Annotated in this window: 12 protein-coding genes and 2 pseudogenes; 4 read left to right on the forward strand and 10 right to left on the reverse strand. The window is 34.3% G+C overall.

Annotation, left to right across the window (positions count from 1 at the left end; all coding sequences use genetic code 11):
- Nucleotides 1–124: 124 nt before the first annotated feature.
- Nucleotides 125–1778: pseudogene (locus tag GKR88_17540) on the reverse strand (mechanosensitive ion channel).
- 154 nt (nucleotides 1779–1932) lie between these two features.
- Here GKR88_17540 and GKR88_17545 point away from each other — a divergent pair.
- A pseudogene (locus tag GKR88_17545) lies at nucleotides 1933–2352 on the forward strand (hypothetical protein).
- A 430-nt stretch (nucleotides 2353–2782) separates the two neighbouring features.
- Here GKR88_17545 and GKR88_17550 read toward each other — a convergent pair.
- From GKR88_17550 to GKR88_17560, 3 genes are all read right to left on the reverse strand, one after another.
- Complete coding sequence (locus tag GKR88_17550; GenBank protein ID QMU65899.1) at nucleotides 2783–3142, reverse strand: hypothetical protein; 360 nt, start codon at nucleotides 3140–3142, stop codon at nucleotides 2783–2785.
- A gap of 410 nt (nucleotides 3143–3552) precedes the next feature.
- Nucleotides 3553–4701, reverse strand: a complete 1149-nt coding sequence (locus GKR88_17555; protein QMU65900.1) for a cystathionine gamma-synthase — start codon at nucleotides 4699–4701, stop codon at nucleotides 3553–3555.
- A 27-nt stretch (nucleotides 4702–4728) separates the two neighbouring features.
- Entirely contained in the window at nucleotides 4729–5988 is a 1260-nt protein-coding gene (locus GKR88_17560) for a sodium:proton antiporter (GenBank protein QMU65901.1), read from the reverse strand.
- Nucleotides 5989–6261: 273 nt separating this feature from the next.
- On the opposite strand from GKR88_17560, the gene GKR88_17565 reads away from it, so the two are divergent.
- Entirely contained in the window at nucleotides 6262–6615 is a 354-nt protein-coding gene (locus tag GKR88_17565) for an arsenate reductase (GenBank protein ID QMU65902.1), read from the forward strand.
- 38 nt (nucleotides 6616–6653) lie between these two features.
- Here the strand turns inward: GKR88_17565 and GKR88_17570 are convergent, their stop codons facing one another.
- From GKR88_17570 to GKR88_17595, 6 genes are all read right to left on the reverse strand, one after another.
- The gene (locus GKR88_17570; protein ID QMU65903.1) at nucleotides 6654–6980 is read right to left on the reverse strand and encodes a pyrophosphatase; all 327 of its coding nucleotides are present in this window, start codon (nucleotides 6978–6980) and stop codon (nucleotides 6654–6656) included.
- Nucleotides 6981–7239: 259 nt separating this feature from the next.
- Complete coding sequence (locus GKR88_17575; GenBank protein ID QMU65904.1) at nucleotides 7240–9981, reverse strand: PD-(D/E)XK nuclease family protein; 2742 nt, start codon at nucleotides 9979–9981, stop codon at nucleotides 7240–7242.
- Nucleotides 9982–10188: 207 nt separating this feature from the next.
- On the reverse strand, nucleotides 10189–10920 hold the full coding sequence (locus GKR88_17580) for a DUF2807 domain-containing protein (protein QMU65905.1): 732 nt from the start codon (nucleotides 10918–10920) through the stop codon (nucleotides 10189–10191).
- A gap of 24 nt (nucleotides 10921–10944) precedes the next feature.
- Entirely contained in the window at nucleotides 10945–12027 is a 1083-nt protein-coding gene (locus tag GKR88_17585) for a hypothetical protein (GenBank protein QMU65906.1), read from the reverse strand.
- Nucleotides 12011–12535, reverse strand: a complete 525-nt coding sequence (locus GKR88_17590; protein ID QMU65907.1) for a hypothetical protein — start codon at nucleotides 12533–12535, stop codon at nucleotides 12011–12013. Before GKR88_17590 ends, GKR88_17585 begins: the two co-directional genes overlap by 17 nt.
- Nucleotides 12525–13091 (reverse strand): sigma-70 family RNA polymerase sigma factor, encoded by a 567-nt coding sequence (locus tag GKR88_17595; GenBank protein QMU65908.1) that lies wholly within the window; start codon nucleotides 13089–13091, stop codon nucleotides 12525–12527. The genes GKR88_17590 and GKR88_17595 overlap by 11 nt, the downstream gene beginning before the upstream one ends.
- A 489-nt stretch (nucleotides 13092–13580) precedes the next feature.
- Between GKR88_17595 and lon the strand changes: the two genes are divergently transcribed.
- Both lon and GKR88_17605 read left to right on the forward strand, forming a co-directional pair.
- Complete coding sequence (lon, locus tag GKR88_17600; protein ID QMU65909.1) at nucleotides 13581–16037, forward strand: endopeptidase La; 2457 nt, start codon at nucleotides 13581–13583, stop codon at nucleotides 16035–16037.
- 414 nt (nucleotides 16038–16451) lie between these two features.
- A complete protein-coding gene (locus tag GKR88_17605; protein ID QMU65910.1) occupies nucleotides 16452–18029 on the forward strand; it encodes a T9SS type A sorting domain-containing protein in 1578 nt (525 codons plus the stop codon).
- The last annotated feature ends 897 nt before the right edge of the window (nucleotides 18030–18926 follow it).

An 18926-nucleotide genomic window follows, 5' to 3' on the forward strand; every position in this document is an offset into this window, starting at 1 on the left:
CGATTAAGAAGAAAGAGCAAGTGTTACTCAAAGAACGTTAACAGATTAAAAGAAGCCATTATGATGCTAATGTTAAAAAGAAATAATCAACTAAATATACTTTATTAACAATGCCTGAATTTGGTTATTTCCGTACTTCAGAGGCCTCCATATCCTTTTTAAAATCCGACAGGTTCTTTTCCAAAATAGTTTTTATTTTGGCAGTATCCGTATTGTATTTTAGAGCTATCGGCTTTTTCTCCGGAAATTGTTCTATGGTTACTGTGGTAGACGGAAAAGCAAATTCCACACCTAAATCTTTAGCTAATTTTAAAATTGCCAGATGTAATATATGTTTTGATCGTTGCTCTTCTGCCCAGGCCAAGCTTTTAAAATACACATTTACCATAATGAGCAAGGCCGAATCTCCAAAACCGGTAAATTCCACATGATACGAGTCTGCTTTTGTTCCCGGATATGCTGTAATAATATTTCGCACGCCTTGTATAAAAGCTTCTATTAGCTCTGACGGAGTATCATAGCGTAATCCCAAATGAGTAGTATACCTTCTGTATAAGAGCAAGCCTTTATTATTAACTACCATTTCCGACAATTTACTATTCGGAATCTGATATAAAGAAGTGTCTGCAGCTCTTATTCTGGTAGATCTGAAACCTACTTCTTCTACGGTACCTTTTACCTCACCGGCTTCAATCCAATCGCTAATATGAAAGGGTTTATCAGCAAAAATCATTACTGTTCCAATTAAATTTTTAACAGTATCCTGTGATGCAAAAGCAATGGCCAAACCACCAATAGACGCGCCGGTTAAAACAGCTGTGGCATTCACCCCAAAAAGAGTGATCACTTTTAAAACACCGATAAAAATGATGAGTCCGTTTAGGAAATTACCGAGTATAGGCACTAACTGATCATCTAACTTTCCTTCTGTTTTTTTAGCAAATTCCTGGTAAATAGTCGTTAGTACCTGAGCCAGTTTTAGAAACACATAAATCCAAAAAACAGTAGCTGCAATATTAAATGCCAGAAAAAGCCATTTATTTACGGTTAAACCGAACTGTAATGACGGATATACTTTATTTAATAAAGTAATTGCTATTAACAAACTTATAGGATGTGCCAGCTTTTTTAATGCTTTTTTAATAAAAGGATTTCCTGTCTTGATAAACCGGTATAGAATTCTTTGTAAAATAAAGTAAGCAATGCTCCTGGAAATATAAAACAACAATATTGCTACTATTATTAACAGGATGAATGCAACGAGTTGCCATATTTCCAAACCTACTATTTTTTTATGTCCGTAACCCGGTATCATTTCCTGGATTTTATCTATATACCAGGGAAAAACAGCAGCATATAAAATATCTATTTTTTGTACGGTTTCCGATGAATAATACCATTGATCTCCTTTTTTTTCTACGGAAATTAACGGCATTCTCTCCGGAAATAACATATATTTATGAACGGTAGTAACACCTATTGTATCGTTGTAATCAGGATCATTAGGAATCGTATTAAATTTTATCTCCAATCCTTTTCCATCTAACACTTTTTTAATTTTGATAGCTATAGTTATTGCTTCTTTTTCGGGTAACCCGTGAATTGTTTTTGCCGATTTTTTGGGTTGATAACTATCTTGTTGTAAATAATAAATATGTGTATAAATAGTAGCATTAGGGTTGCTCAAATCTACACTGTCCTTTACTTGTGCTATTGAACATAGAGAAAATAAGAAAACCGGAATAAATATTTTTTTCATTATCAAATGTTAAAATCATATTAAAAGGAATATCAAATTTAAACCTTTTTTTTGTTCTTAGGTCTTAAAAGCAATAAACTTATTTAAACTTTTTGGATGTAAGCGATTTTTTAGCAAATTGAAAAAGTTTAGATGAATTCAATAATAAAATAATGTATAAATATTTGAATCACATGAAAAAATTAATGTCCCTTTTAGTACTTGTATTAGCTTTTACGATAACAGCACAAGCACAGAAAAAACGCGTAAAAAAGTATATAGAAAAACTTACCGTTGAACAGCAGGCTTCCCTGATAGTTAAAAAAATGACTTTGGAATTGGAACTGTCTGACAAACAACAAGACCAAGTTAAACCGCTGGTATTAGCCCAAGTTAAAGATAGGAGAGTAAATTATGAAAAAATGAAGGAGCTAAAGAAAAAGTATAAAGAAAATAAAAAAGAAGTAACTGCAGATACCCGTTACAAAATGGCGAATGCTCAGTTAGATAAAAGAATTGCTTTTCAAAGAGAAATGAAAGCTATCTTGAATGAAGCTCAATATGAAAGATTCAAAAAGTTGGAAAAAAATAATAGAAAAAGAATGAAAGGAAAAATGATGAAGCGTAAAAAAATGATGAAAAAACATAAAAAGCATATGGAACACAAAGAATATAAAGAGGAGCACGAAGAAAAAAACGAATAGTAAACATATATAAATTACGAATTATAAATTCACAATTACGAAATTTTTATCTCCTCAATACCAACTGATTAATTTAATTTTTAAGCTAAATAGTTAACCCTTAAAAATAGGCTATTTGTTGGTTAGGTTTTATTATTAGAGTCCGATTTTTCTCTAACAAATTTTTGCACAGGTAACCAAAGGTATTAAGAACAAGCCAAAGAATTTCTTGTTTGAGTTTTCTCATTAATTTTTTGAAGTTGAACCCAGCGGCGGCCATCATAAAGTTGATACTATCTCCCATCTGACCTTTTAGGAAGTTGTTTGCTACCCTATGGTCTTGTTTAAGATGGGATATTGTTCATTCTTGCCCAATACGCTGACGAAAGTGAACTAGATCGCTGGCAGCGAAAGGTTGGCCACAACGTTGAACGGTAGCACCACCTAAATACTGAAAATAAGCGTTCACCTCCCAGTGTTCTTCTACCAAACGCTCATCGGATAAATTGTAAATGGACTTCAAAATCAAAAGTGAAATCATCAAACGAATCGGACGAGCAGGGAGACCTTTATCCGAATAGAACTTTGAAAACTCTTTATCAAAATAATACCAGTCTATCTCGTCTGCTAACAGATAAAGCTCATGCTTGGCATTCAATTGTTCCTGTAAGGTTGGAGCTAGAAAAGTTAACTGATTTTGAGGATTATTTTTTGAACGCATTTGACAAGGTTTTACAATACAATTTAAAAAACGTTGTCTTTTTTACAATAGTTCTCCAGGCTTTTTTGTATGAACTCATCTTGACTTTTTGTTTTTAACCGAAAATGAACTGAAATTTAACTAGATAAGGCACTTTTTGAAAGCTATAGCAGTGCTACAGGTAAGAAAAGTAACGAAATATAGGTGAATTTCAGTCATTTTTTAGGAAATAGAAAAAGTCAAGATGAGTTCTATATTAATAACTGAAATTCAATATGTTAAAATTTTTTTAAGAGTTGACTAAATATAATTGCGACACCTGTAATTTACCCGGTTTTATACTGAACTCATTTAAATTGAAAAAGTTTAAATGAGTTCGCCATTGAAATCGGGTTCACTTTGAACTTGAAACTTTTGAACTTAAAACTACATCATATGTGCAAAGCCTGCTCTAGGTCTTGCAACAGGTCATTTATATCTTCTATTCCTACACTTAATCGGATTAACGAATCTGTGATTCCGACTTTTAACCGCTCTGCTTCGGGTATGGATGTGTGTGTCATCGTAGCAGGATGATTTGCCAGGCTTTCCACACCCCCTAAGGATTCGGCCAATGTAAAAATCTTTGTATATTCCAGAAATTCAAATGTTGCTGCTTTGCTTCCATCCTTCAATTCGAATGAAACCATACCACCAAAGTCTTTCATTTGTTTTTTAGCTACCGAGTAATTCGGATGATTTTCGAATCCCGGATAGTACACTGTGGCTACTTTAGGGTGATTTTTTAAAAAATCAGCAACTGCCTTTCCGTTTTCGCAATGACGTTGCATTCTTACATGTAAGGTTTTGATTCCCCGCAAAGCTAAAAAGCTATCCATAGGGCCGGCAACAGCACCCCCTGCAAACTGAATAAAATGGAGTACTTCTGCCAAGGTTGCATCTTTAACCATAAGAGCACCCATCACCAAATCCGAGTGCCCTCCGAGGTATTTTGTTGCTGAATGCATCACAATATCCGCACCTAACGTGAGGGGCTGTTGCAGGTAAGGAGTTGCAAATGTATTATCCACCGCAATGTATGTATCTTTATTTTTTGCCTTTACCTTTTTGGAAATTTCTTCAATATCGGCAATCTTCATCAGCGGGTTTGTAGGAGTCTCCAGCCAAACTAGTTTTGTGTTTGCTGTAATGGCTTCGGCAACAGCATGTGCCGAATACATGTTTATAAACTGAAATTTTAATCCGTATTTTTCGAACATGTTTGTAAACATTCTATAAGTTCCTCCGTACAGATCATCTACTGCAATCACTTCATCGCCCGGATGTAGTATTCTGAGTACACAGTCAATTGCTGATAACCCCGAAGCAAAGGCAAATCCATGTGTGCCGCCTTCTATTGCTGCAAAGTTGTTTTCCAGTGCTGTCCGGGTGGGGTTAGCTGCCCTGGAATATTCATAACCTTTATGAATCCCGGGGCTGGATTGTGCAAAGGTAGAGGTTTGAAATATGGGGGGCATTACCGAACCTGTTGCTTCTTCATGTGTCTGCCCTCCGTGTATTGTTTTTGTATTGAATTTCATGAATCTATACTCTTAATGATGTTAAAACTACCCTAAATCTATTGTGTTTTTGGAGGTAGTGTATTTCTTAATTAATTTTCCAACTGTAAGCCCTTGTACAATGATTGAAAATATCACGACCATATAGGTAACCAGTAAAAACAAATCTCTTTGCATTGCTTCGGTCAGACTTAAAGCCAAGGCAATGGAGATGCCTCCTCTTAAACCTCCCCAAGTCATTATCAAACTTGTTTTTGGAAAAAAATTTAATTTTTTTGCATACAGTTTTACAGGTAATAATAATGAAAAATATCTTGATACCAACAGCATCGGAATTACTATCAATCCGGCTACGATATAGGCACTCTTAAAAGCTAATACCAATAGTTCCATGCCTATCATGACAAACAAAATGGTATTTAATAACATATCTATAAGCTCCCAAAATTTATCTACGTATAGTTCCGTAACCTCACTCATAGAAGATCGTCTTACAGTGTCCGTTCCTACGATCAGACCTGCCGTAACCATTGCTAACGGAGCAGAAACATATAATTTTTGAGCTATAATGGTTCCACCCATCACAGCAGCAATGGTGATGATGACTTCTATATGATAATCGTCAATGCTTTTTAACAGTTTGTAAGTAAGCCAACCTATAATGAGCCCCAATGCTATTCCACCCATTACTTCAACTAAAAAAAGAGTGGAGATATCTGTGAAGGTTATATTGGTATCTCCTTTTGCGATTTGGTACAGCGTGAGGAAAATGACTACTCCCACACCATCATTAAATAAGGACTCACCCACAATTTTGGCTTCTAATTTTTCCGGAGCACCTACTTTTTTCATAACTCCTAATACGGCAATTGGGTCTGTAGGGGCAATCAAAGCACCAAAAAGCAGGCAGTAAATAAAATCAACAGGCAATGCCAGCCATTGTAATATATAATATACAAAAATTCCGGCTATAAAAGTAGCTGCCAGAGTTCCTAAAGAGGCAAATATGAGAATGGGCTTGCGCTGTATTTTTAATTGCTGAAAGTTCGTATGCAATGCCCCGGCAAATAATAAAAAACTCAGCATGATATCTAGCAATACCGTCTTGAAATCGATACTTGTAATGAGTTCTCTTTCTTTTTGCAGTAAGGTATCGTCAAAATAACTAAGTCCTAGTACTGCCAACGTAAACAGTATGGTGATGATCATTAATCCGATAGCGTTGGGTAATTTGATGAATCGTACGTTGATATATCCAAATCCTGCCGACAATACAATGAGTATGGTAATAATAAAAAAATAATCCATAATATTAACCCCGTTTTTTGAGAGACATAATGACTCCCAAAGAGATAATACCAAAAAGAATACTAAAATACCTCTGACTTTTAAGTGCCATTATTTGTGTCTCCATTTTTATCGTTACTTTAGCCAAAAGTACATGAATTTTTTCATTTGAAAATTCACAAAAAACAGATGAAAAAAATTTATGAACTAACGAAGTGGTTACTGAAGTGAAACTAAATGTTGTATTTTTTAATCAAAATTAAGTTTTTTACAGAAGAAATATAGTTCATAATAATGAAGAAAGTCTATTTTTTACAAACTTGTGATACCTGCCGTAGGATTTTAAAAGAAATAAATGTAGAAGGGTTTGAAAGGCAGGAAATTAAGGAACATCGGGTTACCGTAACACAGTTGGAAGAAATGTATCAAATGTGTGGCAGCTATGAAAAGTTGTTTAATAAAAGAGCTAAAAAATATAGGGCAATGGGCTTAAAAGATCAATCTTTGACCGAACAGGATTACAGGCAACTTCTTTTGGAGGAATATACTTTTTTGAAACGGCCTGTTTTTATTGTTGAGAAAGATATCTTTATTGGAAATAGTGCCAAGGAAATCAAAAGATTGAAAGAACGGGTTGTACGGTTTTAAGTTTGAAAGTTCCAGGTTTCAGGTTCGAGGTTCCGAGTTCAAAGCAGTTTTTTATTTTGATGATGGCGCTCATGATCTCTTTTGGTTTTGACAGCTAATTTCTTTTCAAATGCTTCCTGTAAGTTTATCCCTGTTTGGTTTGCCAGACATAAGACCACAAATACGACATCTGCCAACTCTTCTCCAAGATCTTTATTTTTATCGGACTTTTTTTCGCTTTGTTCTCCGTAACGACGCGCAATAATACGTGCTACTTCACCCACTTCTTCTGTAAGTTGTGCCATATTGGTAAGCTCATTAAAATAACGAACCCCATGGCTTTGTATCCATTTTTCTACCTGCTGTTGTGCGTTTTGTATATTCATATTCCGGTTATCTTGGTTTTTTAGTATTAAGTATTATTATTGTGTACATCCCTAAATAGCGTTGACTGTTTTATTTGACTTTTTATTTATGCTTTTGTTTTTATATTTCATTTCGAGATTTGAACCTGAGGTTTTTCCCCGGTTGCTAAAATAAGTATTTTCAACTTTAACATAAACGAGAAAATGAAACAAACAGGAATAAGAAGCTACTTTGATTTACAATGTAAAATTAGGTTTAGAACTTTCCGGTTTTTACACTTTAAACTGTATTGGAAGGTGCTTCAAAAGGGATTTGAAGATCGTATATTTTTAAGAGCAGTTGTTTTATTTTAGTCATAAAATCATCTAGTCTTTCTTGTGTGATTTGCGTATCTTTTCCATTTCGTTTTTCTGAAAAATTAATTTCAATTAACCCTAAACTTAAGTTTTTAAATGAAAAAATACCGGCAATAATTGGTTTTTTAAAGTCGAAATTTTTGTTTTTTACATATAAGTATGTGTATAGAAGAACTTGAATTGATTTGCTATATTTATAATCTTCAATAGTTTCCGCATTGCCAATTCTAAGGGCAGAAGATTTTACAATTCCGGTTTTATAGTCAATTACTCTAACGGTACCATTTAATTCATCAACTCTGTCTATAATTCCTTTTATTTTTATAGGAAAACCCAATGCATCCACAGTAATAATAGCCTCTAGTTGTTTTTCAGTAGCAATGATTTTTAATTGGTTGTGTCGTACTGTCTCCAATTCTTTTTTTAGAAAACGCTCAATAAGCCGGTTTACTACTTCAAAAATTAACCTGTTTTTACCAGTTGTAATGGTACCTTCTTTAAAATGCTTCTTAAAATAGGTAGCTATCAGGCTATTTTTTAGTGTTAACATGGAATGTATATCTGCTTCTTTAATACGTTGGTCGACAAAAGGGGTATATAAAGCGTCTAAAACATCATGAATAATATTTCCAAAAGTACTTGCCGTAATCGTTTCTTCTATTGTTTCAAATTCTTTAAGGTGTAAAACTCTTTGCTTATAAAAGGTGATAGGATGGTACAGATAGCCGGTTAAGGCAGAAGGCGAAATTCCTTGCTGAGCCAGCATTTTCAATTGATCTAAAATAAACAAATCTTTTTCAATGGTAAGAGGTTTTTCTTCTTTTACAAATACTTTAGGGCTGACGTTTTTAAAAATAATATCTGTTCTTATGAGTTCCAATTGCTTTAAAAATCTGCTCTTTTCTCCGGTTCCGTGAGCCTCATTCTCCGTGTTATAGAGAATAAAAATCCGTTTTGCTCTTTGTAATAGCCTAAAAAAGTGATACGAAAAAACAGCTTCTTTTTCTTTATAAGTGGGAATATTAAAATGAACTCTTACATCAAAAGGAATAAAAGAGTTCGCGGTTTTGTTGTTGGGTAATATTCCCTCGTTTACAGAGGTGATGATTATATTTTCAAAATCCAAAACCCTTGTTTCCAACATACCCATCAATTGTAACCCCTTTAAAGGTTCTCCCCGAAAAAACAAATGTTCCGTGACAGTAAGCTGCTTAAAAAACCTGAAAGCAGTTTTTAATTCTTTCAAATATTGATATTTTTCCTGTAGGTTGTTTAACTGCGTAAAAACCATATACAAGCGGTATAAGTATTCTTTTTCCAATTTTGTCGTTTTTTCTTTCATATCGTCAATAATCACCAGCACTTTATTTAAAAAATCCGAAACATTGTCAATCGGATTAAAAATAATTGCTATCGTTTTTTGTATGTGTTCTTCTTTTTCATTGTATATTTTGGCAATGGTACCTGCTCTTAAAAAAAAACTATTTTTCTGGCGAATATAGTCGTCAATTTCATCTGAAAAATTAGTATCGTGTAGCACATAGTTGGAAAAGACAGCATTTTTAAAAATCGCTAAAACATCTTTGTAAAAAAATGCATTTGTTGCTCTTTTCCGGAACTTTTCCTGGGATATAAATAATTTAAAAATAGTATAAATTAGTTGAACAACAGGAATATTTTTTAACGGATATCCCATGGTTATATTAATATCATGAATTTTTTCGGGTAGAGAAGAAAGCGCTACGGGAAGTAATGATTCATCTCCTAATACAAAAGCAGTATGATTATAACCGGGCAAACCATCCAAAATTTCTCCGGCGTGTTTTATTTGTGTAATGTTCTTTGAGGCACCAATAACATTGATTTCTTTTTTTGAGCTAAAAGAGGTCCCTATTGTTTTTAATGTATTTTTTTGATAGTATTCCCATTCCTTGGTATATTTTCTGATAAAAGAACCTGCCTGGTGATTTGAATGGAAGAACTGCTCGTCAATATCCCAATAAATATCAGCGTTTTGTTTCGCCAAAACTTTTTGCACCAAATATTCTTCTGCTTTATTCATGGCATTGAAACCAATAAAAAGGTGCTTCTTTTGCGAGTTCTTTTTTAAATAAGCATCTATATATTTTGTTGCTTCTCTGTATAATAGCCCCTGATAGCCGGATTTGGCATTTCGCAAATGTGTGTATAGCTTAGTATAATAAAGCTGTAATTTTTCCAAAAAAGAATGGTGATCTTTTATAAATTCCGTTTCCTGAAATTCACCTTTTACAGACCATTTTTTCAATCGCCGGATATCTCTTATATAAGCAAATACATCTTTCGTATCTATTAAATATTGATCTATTTCATTAAAATCCTGCAAAACCGTATATGCCCAGGAAGAAAAATGATCAAAAGAAGCAGGTGCGTTTTCAATATCCTTATAAATCGTGTAAAAATCAAATAGCAGTTGAAGCGTATCTGCTTTTTTTAACCCTGAAACGGTTTCTACAAATTGTTCTATGGTTAAAATTTCCGGTAAAAATCCCGGAGCGATTTTATTTTTTAACGCTTCTTTTATGTAAACACCAGCTCTTTGGGAAGGTAAAATAAGTACTACATGATTAAAAGTATCCGTACTTTTTAAAATATCTTCGACTGTTTCACTAATGAAAGTACCCATAATAAGCTTATGTACTAAACTGCTAAGTAACTAAGAGCAAATATAACCTTCTCTCTTCAACTGTATATTTTTGAGAAAAATAATAACATTGAAATCATCTTGACTTTTTCATTTTCGGTTAAAAACAAGAAGTCAGTTCATCAAAAAATGCCTGAGTATAGCATAAATTCAAGGCATTTTTGTTTTTTGCACAATGGAGTGCCCGAGCTAATTTTTGTCTACAATACCTCCTGATCCTGCGGAATTACTATTTACATATGTCGGTTTTCCTTTATAGTAAACACTTCCGGAACCTGCAATGGATGCTTTGATTTTTGTATTGACATACACTCTTACATTTCCCGAACCTGCAATAGACGCTCTTGTGGTGTCAGTTTCCAGTTCATACGCTTTGACATCTCCGGAACCTGCAATAGAACATTTTAATTCATTTGCATTTCCGGATAATTTTATATTTCCGGAACCTGCAACAGATGCTTTTAGCGTTTCTGCCGATACTTTAGCTTCAATATTTCCGGAACCACCAATGCTTACTTTGAGATCTGTTGCTTCAATAACAGCCTTACTGATTACATTTCCCGAACCTCCTAACGATAGTTTTTTGATATCTTCAAAAGGTACAGTTACCGTTAACTTTCTTGTGGTTCTGATATTGGTGTTCTTTTTAAACTCGATTTTTAAATGCCCGTTTTTTACTTTGGTTTCAATATAAGGTAAAATATTTTCTTCACCTTCCAGAGTAATTTTCCCTTCTTTTCCTTTTACTAAGATCACATCAAAAGAACCGCCTACGCCAATACCGTCATAATCGGATGTACTCCTGGTTTCCGTAACCACATGACCATTCCCTCTTACTTTTTTATTTTTTCCCCAACCCTGAGCATTTACAGAATACGTTAATAATAAAATGATACTTGTTAAAAATAATTTGTTGTTCATAATTTTATAATTGATTGTTATACGTTAATTTTCTTTGAAAGAAACACTTCCAAATTCTGATTTAATAATCATTTTAGATGTCGGTTTTCCTTTTCCGTACACCCCTTCATAGTATTTTTTATGAGACTTGGAAATACTTTTATACAGTGTTATGTTCGGACTGTTTTTTTGCTTGAAACCGGCATATTGTAGTTCAATGGTAAAATTGAAATTATTAGAGGGAGATGTACCAATTTTAATGCCCGCATATTCACTATTGATATCAATAAAATCAAATCCGTTGGCCAGATCTTGAATTTTGATATAACCATAATCAGACCTTATTTTTAAACTGCCGGTGATTGTTCCGAATTTTAATCCCGTATAATCCCCGTTACCTGCTACGGTATCGGATTCCCCTACGGTAATGCTTCCATAATCGGCATTAAAACTCAAATTTGTTAATTTTTCGAATTTTATAGTGGAATAATCCGTATTTAAATCGATTTTTTGAGCAGTATCAACTACTAACTTCGAGTAATCCGTGTTTATAAAACCATTCGTCATCGAATGAATGGTGGATTCGCTACAATAATCTAAATTAATGCTGTTGGTATTCCCTTTTAAATCACCGATGGTTATTTTACCATAATCACAATTGATAGTAGCATTTCCGTTGATCTCATCTAATGAGATAGCACCGTAATCATTACTCAGGTTGACCTCATTTGTAATGGGCATTTTTACCAGATAATCTATCTGATAATTAATCTTTTTGTGCTTCCCCCACCAACTCCAATTCGTTTTTTTACTTCCGATAATGGTTTTGGCATTTACAAAATCCGATGTATTCGAAAATGTTACATCAATAGCTTCCAGTTTATCTTCTACATTGTCTATATCATTACCTTTTACAGTAATTTTGATATCTATTTCGACTACATTTTTATTCCAGGTTGTTACCTTAATAGTACCATATTTATTATTAACAGATACTTTGGCATTCGCATTCACTTTAAACTCCTTGTGAATCGATTTACTTTTTTCATGTTTCTTTTTATGATGATTTCCAAGACTTGCTAACGGAATTAAAAATAAAAGGATGGTAGTTTTATATATATATTTCATCGCCGATATTTTGAGGGTTTTTAATTAATTCTATTTGTTGTAATGTTCTTTGTAAGATGTCCAGACGTTGTTGATAATTATGGATCATTGCATTTATAATTTTTCTTTGTTCACCATTTTTAGTCAATTCCTTTACAAATACCTTGTAATTATCTTCAAGCTCTTCTATATCATCCAAAGCTTGTTCTATAATATCTTCTGTTTGTAAGCTCCTGTTTTTCTCAATTTCTTTGATTCCCTGATGAATAGTATTTAAAAAATAGGTTTGTACTTCATCCATTTTAGGAGAAATAGTTGACAAATCTACAGTATCAGATGAAGTAAGATTTCCCAGGCCAAAACCAATGAGTAAAATTACAGATGCAGCTATACTCATCCATTTTCGGGAAATGGTATTCCCGGGCCGGATTCCCTGTAAACGTTTTTCGAATCGATCTACATGATCCGAATGCGGTTCATAAATGTCAAATTCGTTTGTAGTAAAAAAATGATGTAATTTATCTTCCATATGTTTGTGTATGAGTAATGTCTTGCAGTAAGACTTGTTTTAATTTTTTTTTAGCTCTGGAAATAGTAGTTCTTACATTCTCATTTGTGTAATTTAATATTTGACTAATTTCTTCATAGTCAAACCCTTCAATTAAATGTAAATTTAAAATCAACCTGTAGCTATCCTTTAAGCTATTCATTTTTTCCATCACATCTGAGGCCTTCAACTTCAACTCATCAATCGCGTTTTCTTCTGTTTCATAATTTGGAATCACTTCCAGTTTTACTTCCTTATACCGAGCCTTCTTTTTTAGTTGTGTCAAACTTTTATTAATAACGATTTTTTTCAACCAGGCCCCAAAAGTTACTTCGCCTTTATAAGAATCCAATTTTGTAAATGCCTTTAAAAATGCCTCCTGCATGATGTCTTCAGCTTCAAACGTATCTTTTAAAATTCTAAATGCACTATTGTACATAGCCTTATAATAAGCCTTGTATATCTGCATCTGCGCTGTTTGATCCGATTTTTTACAGCGTTCTATCAGTTGGTTGATATGTTGATTTTTAGAGTTCAATAAATAAATACTATACTAGAGACAGCTCGCTTTTTAAATTGTGACAGTTATAATAATATCATTTCTGCCCTAAATTTACTCATTAAAAGTTGCTCTTTTTTGCTTATGCTTCAAAATAAACTTAAACTTTTTAGATAAGATAGTTTTTTACTGCCAGAGCAAAGAAAATAGATATATGAAAGTCAATGAGTCTATATTCTTGCATCTAAAAGCAGAGCGGCCTCTATTCAAACTTTCGACAGCAAGGTCGTCTAATTAAAAATAACTGTTTTTTTAGTTGACTATGTTTTAAATCAGAAACGGTATAATTAGGTAATTTTATTTAAAGTGTAAAAGCATACGCTATTGGCATAAGAATTGCCCTACTATTTGCAAAGAGTGATATATAAAATAAACAACATTCTGATTATCAGTTTAATAATAAAAATTATGGTAATTGCTGGAGGTAGATATGAAAAGCCAATGCCATAATGACAGATATATAGTATTATGAGTAAATCAAAGATGATGACTTTTGACACTTTGTCGCTTCACGATATGTTGAATGAGGACTCTGAATTAATTCCCTTGATGACACCAGAGGATGAAGAGTTGATAAATAGCGAAAATGTTCCCAATGTGCTTCCTGTTTTACCTTTAAAAAATACGGTGCTGTTTCCCGGTGTGGTGATTCCTATCACTGCCGGCAGAGATAAATCAATCCAATTGATCAGAGATGCCAATAAGGGAGATAAGGCGATTGGTGTGGTAGCTCAAAAAAATAGAGATGTTGAAGAACCTTCCGCAAATGATATTTTCAGTACGGGAGTGGTAGCACAGATTTTGCGGGTATTAAAAATGCCGGATGGAAATACAACGGTCATTATTCAAGGCAAAAAACGTTTTGAAATTGAATCCATCATTCAGGAACAACCTTATTTAAAGGCAAATGTTAGAGAAGCTGTGGAAAATAAGAGGGAGGATGACGTTAAGGAACTAAATGCCATTATGGACTCGGTCAGGGATTTGGCTTTGGAAGTAATCAGAGAGAACCCAATGCTGCCCTCGGAAGCATCGTTTGCGATCAAAAATATTCACAGCAATTCATTTTTGGTGAATTTCATTTCATCAAATATGGATTTAAGTGTAAAGCAGAAACAAGTACTCCTGGAAAAGGACAATCTGAAAGAGCGCGCATTATTAGTACTGAAAAATTTAAATAAAGAGCTGCAAAAGTTGCAGCTAAAAAATGATATTCAATCCAAAACACGTTCTGATCTGGATCAACAACAGCGAGAATACTATTTAAATCAGCAATTAAAAACCATTCAGGAAGAGCTGGGCGGAGTTTCGTATGATCAGGAACTGGAAGAAATGCGTATACAGGCAAAATCCAAAAAATGGACAAAAGAAGTAGGAGAAACTTTTGATAAAGAGCTGGCACGTCTGCAAAGAATGAACCCTCAAATGGCAGAATATGGAGTGCAGCGGAACTATTTGGAGTTAATGTTAGAACTTCCGTGGAGAACCTATTCCAAAGATAAATTTGATTTAAAACGCGCGACAAAAATTCTGCACAGAGACCATTTCGGTCTGGAAAAAGTAAAGGAGCGTATTATAGAACATTTGGCAGTTTTAAAACTAAAAGGAGATATGAAATCTCCGATTATCTGTTTATATGGCCCTCCCGGTGTAGGAAAAACTTCTTTGGGAAAATCCATAGCAGAATCTTTAGCCCGTAAATATGTGCGAATGTCTTTAGGAGGTTTGCGTGATGAAGCCGAAATTCGGGGTCATCGCAAAACCTATATCGGAGCAATGCCCGGGCGTTTGATTCACAATATAAAGAAAGCAGGAACTTCAAACCCTGTCTTTGTTCTGGACGAGATTGATAAGTTGGGACACAGTCACCAGGGAGACCCGTCTTCTGCCATGTTAGAAGTACTGGACCCGGAGCAAAATACGGAGTTTTACGATAACTACCTGGAAGTTGGTTATGATCTGTCAAAAGTACTGTTTATAGCAACAGCAAATAATTTGGGAGAAATTACCTGGGCATTACGTGACAGAATGGAAATGATTAATGTTACGGGGTATACAACTGAAGAAAAAATAGAAATAGCGAAGAGACATTTGTTACCTAAACAAATAAAAGAACACGGACTCATTTCCAAACAACTCAAATTAGGAAAAGTTCAGATAGAGAAGATTATTGAAGGATATACCCGGGAGTCCGGCGTACGTGGTTTGGAAAAACAAATAGCAAAAGTAGTGCGTTTTGTGGCCAAATCCATTGCTTTGGAAGAACAGTATAATGTGGCTATCACTTCGGAAGATATTGAAACTATTTTGGGGCCTGCGCGGCTGGAACGCGACAAATATGAGAGCAACGGAGTAGCAGGAGTCGTAACGGGTCTGGCATGGACAACTGTCGGAGGAGATATTTTGTTTATAGAATCTATTCTTTCAAAAGGAAAAGGAACACTGACCATTACCGGAAACTTAGGAAAAGTAATGAAAGAGTCCGCAACCATTGCCATGGAATATATCAAAGCAAATGCAGAAGATTTTGGGATACATCCTGAAATCCTGGAAAAATACAATGTACATATTCATGTACCCGAAGGTGCCACACCAAAAGATGGCCCCAGCGCAGGCATTACGATGCTAACATCCTTAGTATCTGTATTTACACAAAAAAAAGTAAAAAATAAGCTAGCCATGACAGGAGAGATTACGCTACGAGGAAAGGTATTGCCCGTAGGGGGTATCAAAGAAAAAGTATTAGCTGCCAAAAGGGCCAATATCAGGGAAATTATTTTATGTAAAGACAATGAAAAAGACATTCTCGAAATTAAAAAAGAATATCTGAAGGGGTTGACTTTTCACTATGTAACGGAAATGAATCAGGTATTGGCTATTGCACTCACAAATACAAAAGCAAAGAATGCTAAGGAACTGGTATAGATTAGCAACTTTAACCCGGAACTCATTTAAACTTTTTCAATTTGCTAAAAAATTGCTGTTTTTAGCTCTGTTTTTATCTTTTTTTCCTTCCGTAGCGCTGCTATGCAACTCAAAAAAGCTTTCAACATATCTAAAAACTTCTAATTTTCGCTTACATCCAAAAAGTTTAAATGAGTTCCCGATGATACATTAGAACTTATAAAAAATACCTAAAGTTTTAGAGCCTTAGGTTTTTATTTATTGAAAAAGAGGTGGCTACTGTTATTTTTGGTATACACTATTTTTTTACGTATGCTTAGTGCTAAAAATCTGATTGGGAAGAAATTTTTACAGTTTCAAATTTTTATTTGGAGAATTGGATAAAAATAATTAATATTGCATGGTAATATTAAATTATAGATAAAAGATAAATTTATGAGAAAAATAATTAGAGGCGTTATCTCTTTACTGGTGTCCGGGATATTTGGGGTAATTCAGGGGCAGCAAATGTCTGTTGGTTCCGGCGGATCGGTGACGGTTTCAGCGGGAAATTATGTACATGTAGGCGGTAACCTTACGGTGAATGCGTCGTGCAGTCTGACAATTCAATCGAATGCTACAGCAAGCGGTTCGTTAATAGTTACAGGTACCGCTACAGGAGATATTACATATGAGCGTAATATTCCTACTGGAGGTGCCGTTGCGAATGATTGGTATTTAGTATCTCCACCAGTTCAGAGCCAAAGTATAAATAGTTTTGTAACCAATGCTAGTAATAGTGTTCGGACAAATGGTGCTAATTATGCGGTTGCTATCTATAATAATGCTAATCCAGTTACGCGTTGGGAATATTATACTACTACCAATGCACCTGGTGCAGGTAATTTTACAAATGGTGTTGGTTATTCTACCAGTAGAGGATCTGCAGGTAATTTTACCTTTACAGGCACTATGGCCGTTACAGATGTATCCGCAACTTTAATGTCTACTACTACGGGGATTGATTATTGGTTTTGTATAGGGAATCCGTACCCTTCGTTTTTGCCTGGTAACAATAGTGCGGTTTTGACAAATAATGTTTTACAACAGAATATAGGTAGATTAGATACTAATCGTGCTGCTTTATATGTATGGGACAGTTCGTTATCGACTCCGGCCTATGTGGCTTATAATCATGCGTCTGGTAGTGCATTTTATTTGGCACCGGGTCAGGCTTTTATGGTAAAGACAATAGACGACAGTGAGATGTTTACATTTACTGAATCTTTTCAAAGCCACCAGAGTGGTACGGATAATTTTAGCAGGAGTGTTGATACTATGCCAGTTATAGAATTAGAGTTGTCTAATGGTAGTGCTACTAAAATGACGACAATTAAATATTTTAGCCATACTACAACGGGATTGGATATAGGGTATGATGCAGGAACTTTTGACGGTGGACCAGGAGATAGTTTCTCTATTAGTACACATTTGGTATCGGATAGTACGGGCACAGATTTTATGTTGCAGTGTTTACCGGACAGTAATTATGAAACTATGGTAGTTCCATTATCTGTAAATGCAGGTACCGGAGAGACTTTAACGTTTAGTGCAGTATCGTCTAATTTACCTGTAGGAATTTATGTGTATATAGAGGATTCGTTAACAAATGAAGTAACCCGGATAGATGACGGTTCGTCGTATGAGGTAACGCTAACGGAAACGGAGAACGGTATAGGACGTTTTTACCTTCATACGACTCAGAGTGTATTAGATGTGGAAGATTTGTCATTGTCAAATAGTATTAGTATGTATAAGACAGATGCTACAAACCTTAGAATTACCGGTCTGGACGCTGTTGGAGAGGCATCACTTAGAATGTATACGATTACCGGTAGAGAGGTATTTAATCATCGTTTTACTGCACTACGTATAAATGATATTGCATTACCAGATAGTTTGGGTACAGGCATTTATATTACTGAGGTTGAGTCAGAGCAGGGCAGGTTTACGAAGAAAATTATAATAGAATAATAATACTTGGATAGAATAACTATAAGAAGATTATAATGAAAAGAACAGAAACAGAACAACAAGATAAGATAACACGTAAGGCAGCTCTCTCTAAATTGGGGAATTATGGTAAGTATGCTGCATTGACAGCGATAGGGACCTATATATTATTAAGCCCTAAGAAAGCCCAGGCAGCAAGTGCAGATCCTCCGGGATCAGGGTTTTAAATAAAGGACAACCCATCATCAGGTCAGGTTATAAGTAAAATTATAATAACTTTGAAAAATATAGTTTTGATTTCTTAGAGATAATATTATCTCTAAGAGATCTTTTATATGGTTTCAATCCACAGTTTGTTTTAAATGGTTTTACTTACGTTACTCAAACAATAATATTGTTTTCTTATACCGGTCATTTTAAGTGATAAATGGTGCTAGTGTACTCAAAAACTTGGAACTTTCTTACTTTAAATTATATAGGCCTCTAAACAAACATTCAAAATTAAAGTAAGAGAAAGAGACCTTTTGCCGTTAGTGTATATTCTGTATTGAAATTGATTTGGCTTGAAATTTCTTCTTTCTCGAAAATTTTAAATCCTCAAAACCAACAGGTTACTCCGGTTCAAAATTTTCTTCGGGCGTCGAACTTTTTTGCCAAGCCAATTTTGCAAAGGTCTCAGAAAATGAAAATCGCCCGTAAATAGCTTTTACAGACGATTTTCTAATCAACCAAAACTTAATGAAACGTAGTTAAACCCCTTTAACTGATGTAAAAATAAAATAAGAACTTACAGCTCAACTTCGGAAAAAGCCGAAATATGTCTTATTACAGTTCAATGATGATAAATTATCGACAAATGGAAAATGATATGAGATAGCGTCATTTAAAAAATCTAATGGTTGATATTCGTAATTTGAA

The organism is Flavobacteriaceae bacterium (assembly GCA_014075215.1).
Lineage (GTDB): Bacteria > Bacteroidota > Bacteroidia > Flavobacteriales > Flavobacteriaceae > Polaribacter.